The sequence below is a fragment of the Streptomyces doebereineriae genome (assembly GCF_031845645.1).
Taxonomy (GTDB): domain Bacteria; phylum Actinomycetota; class Actinomycetes; order Streptomycetales; family Streptomycetaceae; genus Streptomyces; species Streptomyces canus.
Genome location: NZ_JAVREZ010000495.1, coordinates 1 through 410, shown reverse-complemented (window position 1 = coordinate 410; position 410 = coordinate 1). Strand labels below are relative to the sequence as shown.

The following is a 410-nucleotide window of genomic DNA, read 5'->3' as shown; positions in this document are numbered from 1 at the left end:
GGTTCCTGATCACCGGGGACCTGGGCCGGCTCCGGGAGAGCGGACACCTCACGCTCACCGGGCGGCTGAAGGACATCATCATCCGCAAGGGCGAGAACATCTCCGCCAAGGAGATCGAGGACCTGCTCCACACCCACCCGGCCGTGGCGGACGCGGCGGTGATCGGGCTCCCGGACGCCGAGCGCGGCGAACGCGTCTGCGCGGTGGTCGAGCGGGTGCCGGGCGCGCCCGCGCCGACCCTGGCCGAACTGGCGGCCCATCTGCGGGCCGCGGGGCTCTCGGTCCACAAGGTGCCCGAGCAACTGGAGGTGCTCGACGCCCTGCCCCGCAACGAGACGCTGCGCAAGGTGCTCAAGTACCGGCTGCGGGAGCGGTTCGGCGGGTGAGGAGCGCGTACGTCAGGTACGGGA

1 protein-coding gene is annotated in these 410 nt (G+C 72.2%); it reads left to right on the top strand.

What is annotated here, in order from left to right; all coding sequences use genetic code 11:
- On the top strand, positions 1-386 hold a 386-nt coding region (locus RNB18_RS52935; protein WP_394817820.1), incomplete at its 5' end, for a class I adenylate-forming enzyme family protein.
- Positions 387-410: the final 24 nt, after the last annotated feature.